The sequence below is a fragment of the Stenotrophomonas sp. CFBP 13725 genome, assembly GCF_014841935.1.
Taxonomy (GTDB): Bacteria; Pseudomonadota; Gammaproteobacteria; order Xanthomonadales; family Xanthomonadaceae; genus Stenotrophomonas.
In genome coordinates this window covers 119,474-134,147 of record NZ_JACYUV010000006.1, presented here as the reverse complement: position 1 = coordinate 134,147, position 14,674 = coordinate 119,474, and the positions used below count along the sequence as shown (strand labels likewise).

Here is a 14,674-nt window from a genome sequence, read left to right as displayed (position 1 = left end):
TGGCTGCGGCTAACCTGCGGGGCGATTAAGAGCGCCCACTGAGGATGCTTGGCTAACAGATCACGGAACGACCAAGCATTATCTTCCGCAGTCCAAGGAAGACTGGGCAAAAAAGACCGAATCGCCCCGCTGAGCAAACATTTCCGGGACAAGTAGCGGGTCATGCCTAGAAAGATCGTATGGACAGAACACGTCCGTACAATATCCATCCTTATGCTCAAAAAATACTTTGACCGCATCGAATCCGACGCCATCACTCTGCGGCAGCCAAATGTTTGAAGCCACACCACATGCAATGGCGCAATCAGCCCGCTCTTGCAAAGCCGAATACAGCAGGCTCATTCGATCTACCGCGCCGCCCCCATCCATCTGGACACCCATGTGAACCACATTTCCAGAGGACGTGAGGTAGCCGCCAAATGGGTGAAATTCCCCATGCTCGACAAGCATCTTTCTAGCGAACTCCAGCAAATCGCCGAGCAATCCTTCAACCTCTTCTTTGGGCGTCATCTTTTTGGTCCTAGGTCATCTCGGCGAACAACTGTCGACTGCCGCTCTACTGTAGAGCTTGTTGCACCAAAGGTAGTACGAGCCCTCGCTAAAGCCATGCTGGCCGCAAAGGGCCTTGATGGGCATGCCGGCCTCAGCTTCGCGTAGGAAGCCGATGATCTGCTCTGCGGGCCTTTCAACAGACGAATGTCTGGTCAAAGCGCTTCTTCACGTCCAATCTCCTTGTCATTGAGGATTGGGCTCCAAACCGCTCCGCTACTCAATCTCCGGGGGACGTCGCAGCTGGGACGAAGACAATCACCGAACGACTACAACTATTCGATCAGGCTCGTATTGGTCGTTGACAAACACTCTGACACCTGTAGTCGACTTCTCTACCGGTAGAGATAGCAGCCTCACGTTGGTGACGTCACACACCGAAATCTCCAGACTCGGCGTTTCCACCGAACCTTCATACACGCACAATCCCGTGGCGCTACATTCCACTTCGTTAATCAATGTGACCTCACTAACACCATCCGACGCTGGCTTTGTCCCTATTGCGACACATGATGATGTCGCCGAGACAAGAGCAGATCCCATACTACACGGCAGCGATCCAGAGTCATGATCCATCACGAGGATCACCGCATTTGACACAGCAAGCACTACCGATTTCTTCATAACTCCACCTGGCATCTCCGAGCAGGCTAGTCGCGTCAAAACGCCCACCCCAAAAAAAAACAATACCCAACGCGCAGACGTGACGTTTGAGCTACCGATCGCTAGGCGGGGAGAGTAGTTGGCAAGTCCTCATCATCCTGATCGACATAGTTCCCAACGCGCCCATATCAGTGCCTAAGAAATACATCCAGATTGGAGCAACATGTCGCGTGCGGCACCATCCCGGCACTTCAGACTCTCAACTTGACATGCCGCCCACGGCTCAAACGGTGATGGGCACTTGATCACTACGGCACGTATACCAAGACGATCTCATAGCGGTAGCCATCATCAACTTCATACACGTGCACCTGAAGCACTAGATCGCTTCTCCCTTCTTCCTCCGTGTACAGATCGATTAGAACGTCCCAGAAATCCCCGTACCAAATGCAAACAGAAGAGTCCCAAGACTCCTCGGGCAGACTTTTAAGGTTTGCCCCATATGCTCGAACGCTCTCCTGCGCATCTTTCCATGTTTCCTGAGCTTGAAGCGTGACTTTCGGCAGAAGTAGCTCTTCCTCTTTAACCAAAACATCAACAATGGCCACCAACGTAGGCCGCCAGACGGTAGGCACAGGGACTTCGACTTCTCCGCCCTTACTTTCAGCCCCATCAATCATAGCTAATCCCTCGAATGCAATTCTTGCGGAACTCCATGCAAACCTCTTCATGGTCAAGCCCCGCTATCGGGCTGCTATCGGGATGATGCTTGATATAGCACTCCGCGACAATAATATTGCCATTCGACGCCCTGCCGCCCCTGGCACGTCGACATTATCCGCTAGACGGCATAGAACAGAGCCTTGACGGAGGCGACGGGTTCTTTCGATTTTTGCCTAGAGCTCGGAATGGCACCTATGATCAGCTATCTAGCCCCACTTCAGATGACCTTCCCTTTCGATACATCCGGCTGTTCCGCGGCCGGCCCAACGAAATCAATGAGCGCTTCGATGTCCAAACCTCGGCGATTGGGCTCGTCGTCAGATCCTAAGCCTACCTCTAAAAGCTCTTGCAATAGAGCATCAATCAGCAACTCGCGCTCACTGTCAATGAGGCAGCTCACTCCCCCTTTCGGCAAGAAAAAATGGCGCTTCGCCGCAATCGCAACCAACTCCGAATATTGCTGAGATGAGATAGATCTCTTCAATTTACTTAACCTCCGGGTCTCTCAACCCATGGCTATTTCTCGGAATGAATCACTCCAGGTTTCGGAGGTCGGCTGGTTCAACTCAGGAGGCCACCGCGAGGGCTTGATTGGCTAGTTGCCGATTGTAGTTCGCCTCACCCACGGCAGATGGACTTTAGACGGTGGGTTCCAGCCGCCGCTGATGATTGAACCATGCTGCCCATTCCAGTCTGGACAACGACAAAGCCGGATGTGGGTCACCGTTTGCGCGCTCGCAGAGATCCGCGCATCTCCCCTTGCGTTGGCGTCCGTGCCTATCCGGAACCTACGTCATCAAGGGCCAACGTGCTACTACCAGCCAAGCGTACTGGGGATACCAGGCGAACTTGGATCAGTGAGGCCATGGAACACCTTCATGTAAGTTGAGATGAAGCCAAGTGATCAGGACCAACACAACCCGTGCGCACGGCAACAGCCATCCGCAACTCGCCCCAATGAAGCCCAGCAGCAATCCGTCCGCCACGAACCTCTCACCAATCAAAGATTTCCAACAGCCGCACAAACAAAGCGCCGACCAAGGCCGCGGCTTCTCGCCATATCTGGTGCCGGCATAGGGATCAAGCTTACGATGTACACCATCACACCCCCAACCTGAAAAGACAACATACCTAGGGATACGTGTATTCCGGAAAGACAGTCTTGATCGCTTCCGATACTGCTGAAATATCGAGCCCCGCATCGAGTGCTTCCAGGACCAAGTATTCACCCGTGTACGAATCAAGCCCACCGGACTGGGCCAATGCACTCCAAACTAGCCGATCAACCGAATCCGAGAGCGGCTGATCATTGAGCCGTGTGGAAAAAAAATCCAACCACTTCTTGTACTCGACACCATCGCCTACCGCCCAGAAATGTCGAGCGGCCTCGATGGCAGACTGCCGTTCTCAGTCGAGTCGGTTGCCCAGCCGATCACACAGCGCGACGGCCATCATCGCACTGGCGCGACGATCCTGTCCGAGCCCAGCAGCATCCAATGCATCATCTAGAGCATCGATCAGCTGACGTCGCTGATCATAAGAGGTGTCCTTGAAATTCATCAATCAATCCTAGAACGGGCGTGCTCTTACAGGAAGTACCGCACGGACACCTTGGTCGTTGGCGACCGCAGCGCAGCTGACACAGGACTCTATGACCTGCCCGGCATTCGAACCTACGGTAGGCGCTGTCGCCATGGTGACGGCGTCTATATCTCCGACGGAGTGTAGCGCGATGCTCACCTGAGTTACTTCTCCGCAACTGCCTCGGGAAGCAAATCGAGGCCTTGCCGCGACCCCATCCAGCGATTTTTGGATAGCAGCTTTCGTTGCCCCGCCCGGATCACCAAGCAGCGTGGCAGCAGCGAGAACACCAATGGACGTGCTTCGACAGTTCCTGCCCAAGGGCGTATATCTGAAGGGCGCAAGCCAAGAATATCTCAACTACGTAGCGATGCTTATGAGCACACCGACGCGTAAGACGTTTGGCTGGAAGACACACGCCGAACTGATGGACAAAAAAATCACTGAAGTCAGATCACGTGTTGCCGTTGCTACTAGAGACCACTCTCTTCACCTCGTTCACGGACGGGCAACAACCCAAACCGTCGATCTCACATGATTCAGCGGATATGTTGATCACACCACCTGATTGCATCTCAATCTTCAAAGACACCACGTCCGCGCCATCGCTATCCATCCATGAATCCTCATTGATCGAACTGCTCGGCCCCCAGTGCTCCCGCCTATCTGCATATATCTCGCGGAGCCCTCTAAATCGAACTAACCGCTCTGAAGAGTACTCATCCAGAACGCGGAGCTCTGCCACCCCGCCAACCCAATCAACACTGATATCCAACAGCGTCCAATCGTGCATTTTGCGCCTCACTTTGTCTCAAGAGGAAGATGCACCTCGGGCGACTCCGGCGCAACACTCTTACCATTGCTATCCAGACGCTGGAAGTCAACTGTGATGTTCTTCGTGCAGCGAGATGGGACAGGCGGGAAACGCCATTTCGCTACAGCGGTCAGGACAGCACTTTCATAAGCAGCACTATCGACCTTCCTCCGATGGAGTTCTTTGAACTGAGAGCGCGCCATGACCGGATTCGTTACCCTGCCATCTTCTTCAACGACGAGTGTGGCCACGATAGAGCCGCACACCTGCGAATCCGCCGCCGCAGGCACGATGGGGGCAACGGCTTCCACAGGACTGTTTCCGACGCCGCACGGAGGCGGGAGCTCGTCGTCGACCCAACATGAAACACTGGATAAAGCCAATGCAATCATCAGAATGCGATTCACTCAACCCCCTTGATTGATAGTAGGGGAGCAGACTTTAACTGTACTGTTCGTATCGCTGTAGCTTTTCCGATCGGGCTCACCCGCTTCACGTGCAGCCGGGCTCTCTAATCTCGTCGCCGCGCCTCCTCTAGGAAATCTCTCGAAGATCCACACATGCCTCCTCGACGGCACTCAGGAACTCCAGCACCGGAAACTTCATGTTGACATCATCGGCTAGAAGCCTTGCCTCATGAAAAACTTCTATTTCCAGCGTTCCATCAGCGCTCTCCCTGTCAATACGACAAAGGATTTGAGAGTCGTACGATATCTCCACCGCCAGCGAATCAAAATTCGTCGGGCTCACAAAATCTGTTGAGAAGTTCCCCATCACTACACCCGTTTTTTTGACCCACGAAAGAGTTGAGTGCTCGATCCGCCTCAAGACGCAGACCTCTACCGTTCGCCCCCAGTAATCGAATCGACTGCGGCCGAAGGCTCTCTTGACAGTTTCCGGAATTTTCGGGATTTCTTCAAGCAGCCGCCCAGCCGATTCTTTCTTCTCGAGTGTGCAACTAATTGCCTTGGACTTCGCTGGGGCGGGCAATCCCGAATGAACGTACTCAGCAACTGTTTGGCGAGCCTGATCACTCGCTTGATCCAAGCTCAGGTGTTCAACCCAGCCCAACGTACTACGCTTGCTGTGCACCCAGGTGATGACCCAAGCCTTGTGTCCGGAAGGCTACGCACGAAGAGTCAAGCCGCGAACCTGAGCGCCTCCGAGCTCCCAGGGCGATCACGTGGTTCTGACGAAAAAAATTATGCGCCTCGTGAGCGCACATGACATTGATCGTATTGCATGGGTGGCGATGGCGCCGACGTAGGAGAGGAGGCGAGGCGGTGTTTGGATGCGGATCCTGCTTACCGAAATTAAACTTCTCTAGACCCAGGACTCTGGTCACCGAGCCACAGGCACTAATGAGAAGAAAACTCTGCTGTCCGACCCGGGATACGTGGATATGTAATTCCTCGCAATATCGACGCTACGTTCAATGTACTCGCTCATCTGCTCACCATCGTTCCTGTTGCAATACCAATTGTCGTAAGTCGTTTCAAGGCGACCGTTTTCCCGCTTGTACACATCACCACCGGCGACCGCGATCCTCTCACAACTCAACCTCTCCACTGCGTCCAGCGCTCCAACCCTGTCAAGCGCCCAGTTACGAACGCCCAGCATTTCCAGAAATTCGCCTTCGCGCAGCATCGGATCTATCTGTTCTGACCATACATACTGAACCACGTTCATAACCCCCTTTCTGGCTTAATGAAATTATCGACCCCGGGCTCCCCTACGAAGATCAGAAACTGAAGGATCATCTCCTCCAGATTTAACACGCCTCCGCAAGCAATGTAGCGCCGCTCTGATATCTCCGACTGGACCCAGTCTGCTTCTGACCGATCAAGGCGATTGCGCGGCAGCAGACGTTCGCTGAACTCCGTATCGGCCAAGTCGACGGTAAGAATCCACCCCGGGTTGTCCAGCGTATCTATCTTGACGCCGTAGGAGTGTTCCCAATCTTCATCGCAGTGCCGCGCATACCATTTTTGCAACAACGAGATAGCAGTATCCATAATTGATCTCACTTTAGCTTCGGCAGTCCTTCTGGCAGTGCCAGACGCACACCCTTCTGACCTGCTTATTTTACGTGAGGCGTAGCGACCGTAGATACGTCAACTGGGTTGGCGCGGGCCTTTCTGGTTACATCCACAGGCTTCACCTTTTGGAAATCAGATCGAATATTGTAATTCGGCTCGCACGTCGCGGCATTGCTAGCGATGACTGCACCTTATCCTTCCTGCTTCATCCAGCCCGCACCTGCACTCCTAATAAAATAGCCCGAGGAACAGGCCGCTATCAGACTCACAATCGACCCATCAATCAAAACGGGGGCATAAAGCCTCAGCCCGGACTCACCAGCTCACCCTCAACCCCATGGGAGCCTCTTCGTCAGCCGATATGGTGATAGTGATAGAGCACATTTCGAAAGTCACGGCATGCACCAGCTCAGAAGTCAGATGGAAAACGAGATGGATCAAGTGGTTCCCTGGAAGCGTCTGCTGGCGCTGATCGAGCCGTATTCCCCCCGCTGACAGGCCGTCGCGGCCGTCCGCCGCATCCGCTTGCAACCAAGTTGCGTATCCACTTCCGTCAGCAGTGATACGCCTTGAGCGACCCGTCGCTGGAAGAAGCGCTGTACGACACGACGGTGATGCGCAGATTCGCTGGCATCAACAGTCTGGAGCGTATGTCCGATGAGACCACGATCCTCAACTTCCGCCGGTTGCTGGAGACTCACGGGATGGGCGCCAAGATGCTTGAGGCGGTCAACGCACACCTGCAGCACCAATGCCTGAGCCTGCGTGCGGGAACGATCGGGGATGCCACGATCACTAATGTGCCCAGCTCCACCAAGAATGCTGACAGGACACGTGATCCGGAGATGCGCGAGACCAAGAAGGGCAATCAGTGGTATCCCGGCATGAAGGCGCACATCGGCCTCGATGAGTTTTCCAGCCTTGTCCACCATGTGACATGCACGGCTGCCAATGTCGGCGACGTCACGGTCACGCACGAGCTTCTGCACGGCAAGGAGGACTGAGTGCTGGGCGATAGTAGCTATACCGGTGCGGAGTCGCGGCCCGAGCTTCAGGAGTCCAAGGCCGCCTGCCTGATCGCGAAGAAGCGCGGCAAGGTGAAGGGGATCAAGAACGCGCGCGACCGCAAACAGCACGAGCGCTGGGAACGTTGCAAAGCCAGCATGCGTGCGAAGGTGGAACATCCCTTCCGGGCGATCAAGCAGCAGTTTGGCTACACCCAGGTGCGTTACCGTGGCCTGGCCAAAAACAGCGCGCGGGTGCTGACGCTGTTTGCGTTGTCCAATCTGTGGATGGCACGCCGGCAGTCTCTGCCGACGATGGCATAAATCCGTCTGGAGGTGCCCCCCGGTGCCTCCGAAACCTCACTTTCATCGAAATCCACCGCAGCAGGCGATCCCGGGACGCGCTCGTCTCATGAATTCAACGGTGCGGGTGATCTGCTCAGACCTTCCCTAGCGTGCGTCGCCGGATCCTTGGCGCTGCCCTAGCATAGGAATCGGGTAGAAACCGTGCAGATAGTTCATTTTACACCCAGGGATATCTGCGCACTCGCCCCGAATTTCCCTCACCGTCCTTATCTTATCCAATTGAGTGATCTCCGTCAGCCGACCAGCAACCACCAAGGGCATCACCACTCCCTCGCCCACAGTTAGTGGCTTCACCTGCTGAAAACGGCCACGAACCCGGTAGTATCCTGGAGACAATTCGGGGCTATCGTCTAGATTCCTCTCACCGACCTGTCCATGTCTATCGAAGACGAATGCTGATGAGAGGTCGTGAATATCCGCAGATTCTCCTCCTGAAAAGAGAAGGCTCGCGTTATAACCGGGATAGTAGAGCGTTACGGACACGGTCTTCCCGTCGAAATCCTGCCCACTGGCCAGGAGGTGCGGAGCAGAGACTTCGCAGGACGAGGGCGCGCCATTGGTCTTTATAGCGCATGGATCCGGCGCTTTGGCGTCAGAGGGATGGTCGACGGCCTTGCACGAAGCGACAATAACTACGAAGCAGATCAACAATAAATTTTTATTCATTTTATTTCTCTGACCAAATCACCGAGGCGGACGTGCGGTCCCTCCGACGTATTCGACATTGCACGCTGATAACTTTCAAAGCTGAACTCGTAGATTCTTCCATTTCGAACCATCGCTGCATCGATTCCGCGATTAACCGCTGTAGACAGATCGCCGTAATACGAATTGGGCCCTCCGGAGAACATGCTTCCCGTTGACCTCGATACCAGCATATCAGCCGAACTCATGATCGCACGGCGCGGATGAGTGTGTATGAAGCCGCTCTCTTTCATGCCGCGTCCCGTTGTCTCGAACACGCCGGTGACGCTTGTCGGCTGCCCGTCGCTATGAGCTGGGCCGAGACGCAAGCGCCCGCCCCCAGCCTTGTAGATGAGAGAGGCAATTTCGAATCCCCAACTTTCTGAAACAGGCTCAACGTTCTTCGCCCACACGCCATACATCTCGGATCGTGAGTCGAACGGCCTGAAGGCGTCAGCTTGCTTGAGTGCTTTGTTCGCTTGTCGCGCCGCACCGGCACCTGCGGTGCTGGTCACCAGCCCCGCGACTCCGCCGGCTTCGCACACCGCCGTTACATGAGTCCCCGTGCACTGTCTTCCATCGGGATCAAGGTTTCCGATCGGATTCCCGTTTGCATATCTATAACGATTAAATTGCGCCGAGCCATTTCCCAAGGGAGTGACAGGGTCAACACTCAGAAATACACCGATACCGCTGTCATAATATCTTTGCTGCATATACGTGAGGCCCGTCTCAGAGTCGCTCACATGCCCGGTATACCCGGGACCGTCGGTCGGCTCTCCACCGACCGATGCGCCGTACGGCTCGTACACACTTCGCTCTATGACAGTTCCGCCAGCATCGGACACCGCCACCGGCGATCCCAATGCGTCGGTGTGGATGTACTCCACCGTTTCCTGCGCACCCACTGCCCCTGCCAAGCTCAACGACGCCAGGACTGCAATTGCCTGCCTGATGATCTTCATGATCGTTATCTCCATCACCGTCACCATGGGTTCGTCAGGTCACCGAGGTCCACCACGGGCTGATCCTTCGGTGGATCGGACCAAGCCGAGCATCCGTTCGCATTGCATGCCCGGATGATGTGGTTGATCGCGCAGTAGGCTGAGCCTTCGGCCTTGATCGAGGTCAGCGGCCCCACGTACTCCGTACTTCCGCCATAGGCTTGGAACTCGTAGCTCGTTGCGCCAGTCACTGGGGTCCAGGACGCCTCGCATCGGATCTTTCGAGCGCCATTTGCGAGCCACACATACTGGACCGAGGACGTGATGGTGGGTGTGGTAGGCGGTGGGTTCGAGGCCACCGAGGCAACGTTCGAGTAACCGCTGCACCCCGCTGCATTGCACGCCTGCACCCGATACGAATACGTTGCGAAACCAAGGCCAGATCGGTAGGCCTGCGTGGATCCGTCGTTCTGGATCGCAGCCCACGCCGCACCTTCTACGCTCTCTTCGAGCACGTAATTCACTGCCATCGCAACCGGCGTCCAACTGACGACTGCCGTTCCGTCCGCCGAACCGGCCGGGGCGGAGAGTTCAGGCGCCACGGGCGGCTGGATGACCGCAACAGTCGCCGCTTCCGAATACGCACCCCACCCTGCGTCATTGCCTGCGCGCACACGATAGGCGTAACTCCCCGATGCCTTCCCGCTGAAGGCTTGGTTGGTGGACGCCAGCGTTGCCACGGCCGCCCAGGCTGCGCCGTTGGCGCTCTCCTCGAGCTCATAGCGGGTAGCATCCGCAAGCGGCGACCACTCGACCGTATAGGCGCCGCCGAGGCTCTCCCCCGTCACCGAAACACCGACGATTCCCGCCGGTGGATAAACCACGGTCGTGGACGCCGGTGAGGACACCGGTCCGCAGCCAGCTGGATTACACGCCTGAACGCGGTAGGAGTAGATGCCTGCTGCCTTGCCGGCAGCGGTGAAGCTGTTGGCAGCAGCGTCTGCCACCACGGACCAAGCGCCGCCGCCGGCATCCTCTTCAAGCCGGTACGTCGCCGCACCGGGAACGCTGTTCCAGGACACGACATACGTGCCGTTGAGCGAAACGGGGGCGAGGGAAACGGCCACGCCACCTGCCGGCGGCTTCTGCACGGACACCGAAGCGGTCGCGCTCCAGCTGCTGCAGGCCGATGCCTGACACGCACGTACGCTGTACGAAAACGTTCCCTCTTCCTTCGCACTGGCTGACCAGCCAAGCTCGGGGCCGTCATAGACCGTAGTCCAAGCCAGCTCATCTGACTGTTCCCTCAGTTCGTAACGGGTCGCCAGCGGCACTGCGGTCCAGCTAAGCGCATAGGCACCGTCATTGCTGAATGTGGGGGCGCTCAGCACAGGCATGACAGGCGCAACCACTTGGCTCACTCGGGCGACGAGGCTCCCATTGAGATGAATGTACTCGGTATTCTTCCCCGTCCGGGCATTGTCCTGGCGCCGCAAGATACCGTCGTTCCCATAAAGCGAGCGGATCGTTCCGCCGTCGGCAGCGGTTGAGAGAATCCGTCGACCCTGTGCGTCGTAGCGATATTGCTCCGCCTGAGCCACCGCACGCAGTCGATTGCCGAAGTCGAACGAGTAACCGAGGCCACTGCGCATGGCCACATTCCCCTGGACATCGTAGGTCAGGGCAATCGTCGTGGCACCGCCGCTGTCCTGGACATTGGCGAGGCGATTATTTGCATCGTACCAGTACACATGATCCTTGATTCCAGCAAGATTGGCGCTGCGGAGGTTATCCACGGCATCATAGGAGTACCGGAATAACCCATCACCGCCGAATGACGGCGAGGCCGCCTCTACCAGACGATCCAATCCGTCGTAGGTCATCGCGCGGGTGCGGCTTTCATCCAAGTGATCAACGATACGACCGACATTACTGTTCGGATCGTACTCATAGCTCGTGTCCAGTGCGCCACCGCTGTCGCTTGTTCTGGCAGGCAGCTGGCGCGCATTCTGCTCCATGCCGTGGACCAGTCCATTCCCGTAGGTGAACTGCTTGATCGCACCATTTGGGTGATACAACACGCCGGTAGCGAAATCCCCTGCCTTGGTTGCCTGCCCGAGCGCGTTGGGCGCGTAATCTACGTACCGCCCGCTTGGGTAGGTCAGCCCAGCCACTGCGCCAAGTGGATCATAAGCGTAACCAAGCGACTGGATACCCAAGGTACTGTCGCTGGACGTTTCCGCTGTCAGCAGGCCTCGCTTGTTGTAGGTGTACGTGTTCAATGCCTGCGTCGCACCCGCCTCATTGAGCGTGGTGACGGTGGCTGGTTTTCCGTCCGGTGTGTACGTCCAGTCTTGGTTGCCATTGGCATCCGGGAAGCGCAAAGAGACGAGACGGTTCCGCGCGTCGTACCCACGGGAAACTTTGCGGACATCCGCTGCAGCCGAGTCCAAGCTACAGGTCGTGGCATCAGCCAGATCCATCCCGGCTGCGCTCCAGATCAGATTGTCTGCCGCATCGGAAGCCAGAAGTGTCGCGCCGGTCTCCGGCTCCACCGATTTGCACAAGCGCTGGCCACTGTCGTAAACGTAGCTCCGGCCTACGCGCACACTGCCGTCCAGATTCCTCCGCACAATGGCAACCGGCTTGCTGAAAATGTCCCGGTTGATTTCGGTGATTGTGCCCTCCGGATGTGAGATGGCCACGGGGCTTTCCGTAGACGGCTCACCAAAGGCTTGGAACTGTGTGGTTGTTACATTGCCCCGCGGGTCTGTCTGCCTGATCTGTCCGCCACCGAGGTACTCGGTCAGCGTAGTCAGCAGCCCGGACTCAGCGTCCACCGACACCGCGCGAACTCTGCCCAACGCATCATGCGTCGTCCATGTGCCTGCAGTGAGTGCGGTGCTGCTTCCCGGGTAGGAAGAGAAGACCTGACGGCCCGCTTCGTCATAGGCGAATCGCTGAAAACGCTGCGTCTCAGGGCGCCACGCATTGTCGTATTCTTCGGTAAGCACGGGACGCCAGAATGCATCGAAGTAGACGTGCTTCCGCAGACCGCCCATGACGACATCCTGGCGCCAATGGCCGGGACCGATGCCATGTTCATCCGTTCCGATCTGGCTGAACGATTGTGTCGTGCGAGCCCAAGCAACGCTGTCACCGGCCGGCCAGTCAATACTGGCAATGCGCCCCATCGCGTCGTAGGCATACACCGTTGCCGAACCGTTCTCGTCGGTGATCGACCCGATCCAGCCATTGTCATCAACAACCGCAGACTGCGACACCCCGTCAGCGAAGGTGATGCTCTGTGGCATCCCACGCTTCCAGTCGTGCAGAGCAGTGACATGTCCAAGGCCGTCGGCAACCGTGGCGACGGTGCCATCCGCGTTATACGAGAGACTTTGTTTCAGCACACCGAAAGCGAGCTCCTCGACGGGTCGCATGAGTTCGTCATAACGCGTCTCAGACGGAACCAAGCCGGTGTCTTCGTTTACCTGCGTCGCGGGCTGTCCCAGAACCCACAGAGCGGAGTTATCCTGGTAAGTCGTGGCATCTGTTCGTGACCCCAATGCACTGGACCGATTGACCCGGATTGGTCGGGCATACCCATCAAACGAAAGCATGCTGGTCTGATAGCTGACGCCGTCCTGATCAATCGCTTCGGCCACGACGGGCCGCACCTGCGCCGTACTGGGGTCATCCGAACCGTAAATCAAGCCATACGCGGATGCGAAGGGCTGCACTGCGACCTCGGCGGCTGACATGTAAACACTGGACCGCGTGCTCACCACATTGCCAGTCGCGTCTACGGTGCTGGTCCCGAGCAGCCGTCCCTCATTGAGGGCGTATTGACTGCCGTAGCGGTGTACCGTACTCGTTCCGTCAGGATTAGCGACGGTTACGCTTTTTTCCTGCTTACAGGTGGTGCACGGATAAACCGCGGGTGAGCCAGCGCTTCCCCACAGGGGCTCGAACCCGTTCCCGTAACTGTATGACCAGGTCAGCGGCGTCGGCAGCCCCGGACCAGAGATTGTCTTGTCCGTAAGTGAAACGACATCAAAGAAGTTCGGCGTGGAAAGAATGTAGTAGTAGACGCCTGTGGAGGCATCCGCATTGCTGACGCGCTGGAGACAAGTGCTCCTGTGCACGCCACTGCGCCCGTGGCGCATGTTGCGGAAATTGAATGTTCCGCTTGCGCCCGATGGATGGCCCACCACCATGGTAAGCGCACCAAAGGCTTCAACGGGCTGCTCGGCGCAGTCGGGCCGTGAATTGCCATCCCACACGGGCGTTTCGCTTACCAGCGCACTCGAGTAACCGTAGGTCCAAGCGCTCCCGTCAGGCTGCGTCACCGACGTCAGGCGCGTTTTGCCTTCAACCGCGCCGTAGGCATAGGACCAGCTCCTCCCGTTCGCCGTCGCCGTGGCAAGGTGCTCGCCTTCGTAGACAAGCGTGATTTCGCGTCCATCACTGGACCAGATCCTCGTCGGCCGCCCCTCAGCGTTGTACGCGTACTGGACCCAGTTCCCGAAACGATCTTCGACCTTGCTGGCCTGGAGATACCTGCGAACGCGGCCCACCCGGGCGCGACCACCCTCCCCCATCGATCTGTCCAGGGTGCCGGCCAGTCGGCTGGTTGCTATATCGAAGTAATACGCTACGCCTTCGGTAGTCTTCAGGCGATATCCTTCCCCTGAAAGTCCTGCCTGCATGGGAATGCAGTCGATGGCATCTCGCTGCATGGTCGTCCACTTCCGAGCGATACCATCGTCTGGACGTGGTGAATCCGCATTGAGTCCGAGCATGGCGCGGTCACCCTGTCCCGGGATGTGCACCTTGTTGCCCTGCCATATCTCCGTCAGCTGGAATGCAGATGGATAAGAGGGAACCATGTGTCCGCTGCAGCGGTCGTCGGCCCATCCCGACGTTGGGAACGTTCCCGAAATATGGGGGACATCGATCTCCCAGCCACCCACACCGTCGATATTCGCATTGAAGGTGGTGTCACCCACAAGATCGAGTTCGATGCTGAATCGCCGGCGCAACTGGACAGCAAGCGCGCTGTTGCCCGGCAGGCTAATGTCCGTGACCGCAAACTCCGTCTGTCCATTGTAAGGACTGACGCTGTCGCCCATCAGGTCGTCCTTGAGCGCCGTTAGATTCTGCGCAGACTCGATGTGCTTGCGGTACTCCTGATACGGCTCGATGGCAACCGCTTGGGTGGCGCATGCGGCTGCGACCAAAGTAATCCCAAAACGCGTGCTCCATGCAAGATGCTTCATCCCTGCGATCTCCTCGATCTTCATCTTCACGTGACCAACCCATGCGGCTGTCAACGCGTCCATGCCTGTGTGAGTGATGTCTATG

Annotated in this window: 12 protein-coding genes and 2 pseudogenes; 1 reads left to right on the top strand and 13 read right to left on the bottom strand. The window is 57.0% G+C overall.

What is annotated here, in order from left to right; translation table 11 throughout:
- Positions 1-78: 78 nt before the first annotated feature.
- The 10 genes and pseudogenes from IFT65_RS12465 to IFT65_RS12425 form a co-directional block, all read right to left on the bottom strand.
- A complete protein-coding gene (locus tag IFT65_RS12465) occupies positions 79-510 on the bottom strand; it encodes a hypothetical protein (RefSeq protein ID WP_192081699.1) in 432 nt (143 codons plus the stop codon).
- A gap of 57 nt (positions 511-567) precedes the next feature.
- A pseudogene (locus IFT65_RS12460) lies at positions 568-739 on the bottom strand (transposase); the annotation flags it as partial.
- Positions 740-1,460: 721 nt separating this feature from the next.
- Positions 1,461-1,883, bottom strand: coding sequence for a hypothetical protein (locus IFT65_RS12455; protein ID WP_197974115.1), 423 nt, complete (start codon positions 1,881-1,883; stop codon positions 1,461-1,463).
- Positions 1,884-2,092: 209 nt separating this feature from the next.
- Positions 2,093-2,359, bottom strand: a complete 267-nt coding sequence (locus tag IFT65_RS12450; protein ID WP_192081698.1) for a hypothetical protein — start codon at positions 2,357-2,359, stop codon at positions 2,093-2,095.
- A 923-nt stretch (positions 2,360-3,282) separates the two neighbouring features.
- Complete coding sequence (locus IFT65_RS12445; protein ID WP_188326528.1) at positions 3,283-3,435, bottom strand: hypothetical protein; 153 nt, start codon at positions 3,433-3,435, stop codon at positions 3,283-3,285.
- A 475-nt stretch (positions 3,436-3,910) separates the two neighbouring features.
- Entirely contained in the window at positions 3,911-4,249 is a 339-nt protein-coding gene (locus IFT65_RS18510; protein WP_206756813.1) for a hypothetical protein, read from the bottom strand.
- Positions 4,250-4,257: 8 nt separating this feature from the next.
- A complete protein-coding gene (locus IFT65_RS12440; protein ID WP_188326526.1) occupies positions 4,258-4,677 on the bottom strand; it encodes a hypothetical protein in 420 nt (139 codons plus the stop codon).
- Positions 4,678-4,804: 127 nt separating this feature from the next.
- Positions 4,805-5,341: a hypothetical protein gene (locus IFT65_RS12435; protein ID WP_192081697.1), complete on the bottom strand. Its 537-nt coding sequence runs from the start codon at positions 5,339-5,341 to the stop codon at positions 4,805-4,807.
- 270 nt (positions 5,342-5,611) lie between these two features.
- Positions 5,612-5,959, bottom strand: coding sequence for an Imm40 family immunity protein (imm40, locus tag IFT65_RS12430; protein WP_192081696.1), 348 nt, complete (start codon positions 5,957-5,959; stop codon positions 5,612-5,614).
- On the bottom strand, positions 5,956-6,285 hold the full coding sequence (locus IFT65_RS12425) for an immunity 53 family protein (RefSeq protein ID WP_192081695.1): 330 nt from the start codon (positions 6,283-6,285) through the stop codon (positions 5,956-5,958). The genes imm40 and IFT65_RS12425 overlap by 4 nt, the downstream gene beginning before the upstream one ends.
- Positions 6,286-6,708: 423 nt before the next feature.
- Here IFT65_RS12425 and IFT65_RS12420 point away from each other — a divergent pair.
- Positions 6,709-7,637 (top strand): annotated as a pseudogene (locus tag IFT65_RS12420) (IS5 family transposase).
- A 126-nt stretch (positions 7,638-7,763) separates the two neighbouring features.
- On the opposite strand, the gene IFT65_RS12415 reads toward IFT65_RS12420, so the two are convergent.
- The 3 genes from IFT65_RS12415 to IFT65_RS12405 are packed head-to-tail and all read right to left on the bottom strand — an operon-like array spanning position 7,764 to position 14,613.
- Entirely contained in the window at positions 7,764-8,345 is a 582-nt protein-coding gene (locus tag IFT65_RS12415) for a hypothetical protein (RefSeq protein WP_192081694.1), read from the bottom strand.
- A complete protein-coding gene (locus tag IFT65_RS12410) occupies positions 8,342-9,328 on the bottom strand; it encodes an RHS repeat-associated core domain-containing protein (RefSeq protein WP_249405149.1) in 987 nt (328 codons plus the stop codon). Before IFT65_RS12410 ends, IFT65_RS12415 begins: the two co-directional genes overlap by 4 nt.
- Before the next feature lie 20 nt (positions 9,329-9,348).
- Positions 9,349-14,613 carry an RHS repeat protein gene (locus IFT65_RS12405; RefSeq protein ID WP_249405158.1) on the bottom strand — a complete coding sequence of 1,755 codons (5,265 nt, stop codon included), beginning with the start codon at positions 14,611-14,613 and terminating at the stop codon, positions 9,349-9,351.
- Between the last annotated feature and the right edge of the window lie 61 nt (positions 14,614-14,674).

Excerpts from the sequence above, each read along its gene's own strand:
- IFT65_RS12405 (WP_249405158.1), bottom strand. The coding sequence starts at position 14,613 with ATGAAGATCGAGGAGATCGCAGGGATGAAGCATCTTGCATGGAGCACG.
- IFT65_RS18510 (WP_206756813.1), bottom strand. The coding sequence starts at position 4,249 with ATGCACGATTGGACGCTGTTGGATATCAGTGTTGATTGGGTTGGCGGG.
- imm40 (WP_192081696.1), bottom strand. The coding sequence starts at position 5,959 with ATGAACGTGGTTCAGTATGTATGGTCAGAACAGATAGATCCGATGCTG.
- IFT65_RS12455 (WP_197974115.1), bottom strand. The coding sequence starts at position 1,883 with ATGAAGAGGTTTGCATGGAGTTCCGCAAGAATTGCATTCGAGGGATTA.
- IFT65_RS12465 (WP_192081699.1), bottom strand. The coding sequence starts at position 510 with ATGACGCCCAAAGAAGAGGTTGAAGGATTGCTCGGCGATTTGCTGGAG.
- IFT65_RS12415 (WP_192081694.1), bottom strand. The coding sequence starts at position 8,345 with ATGAATAAAAATTTATTGTTGATCTGCTTCGTAGTTATTGTCGCTTCG.
- IFT65_RS12445 (WP_188326528.1), bottom strand. The coding sequence starts at position 3,435 with ATGAATTTCAAGGACACCTCTTATGATCAGCGACGTCAGCTGATCGAT.
- IFT65_RS12410 (WP_249405149.1), bottom strand. The coding sequence starts at position 9,328 with ATGAAGATCATCAGGCAGGCAATTGCAGTCCTGGCGTCGTTGAGCTTG.
- IFT65_RS12425 (WP_192081695.1), bottom strand. The coding sequence starts at position 6,285 with ATGGATACTGCTATCTCGTTGTTGCAAAAATGGTATGCGCGGCACTGC.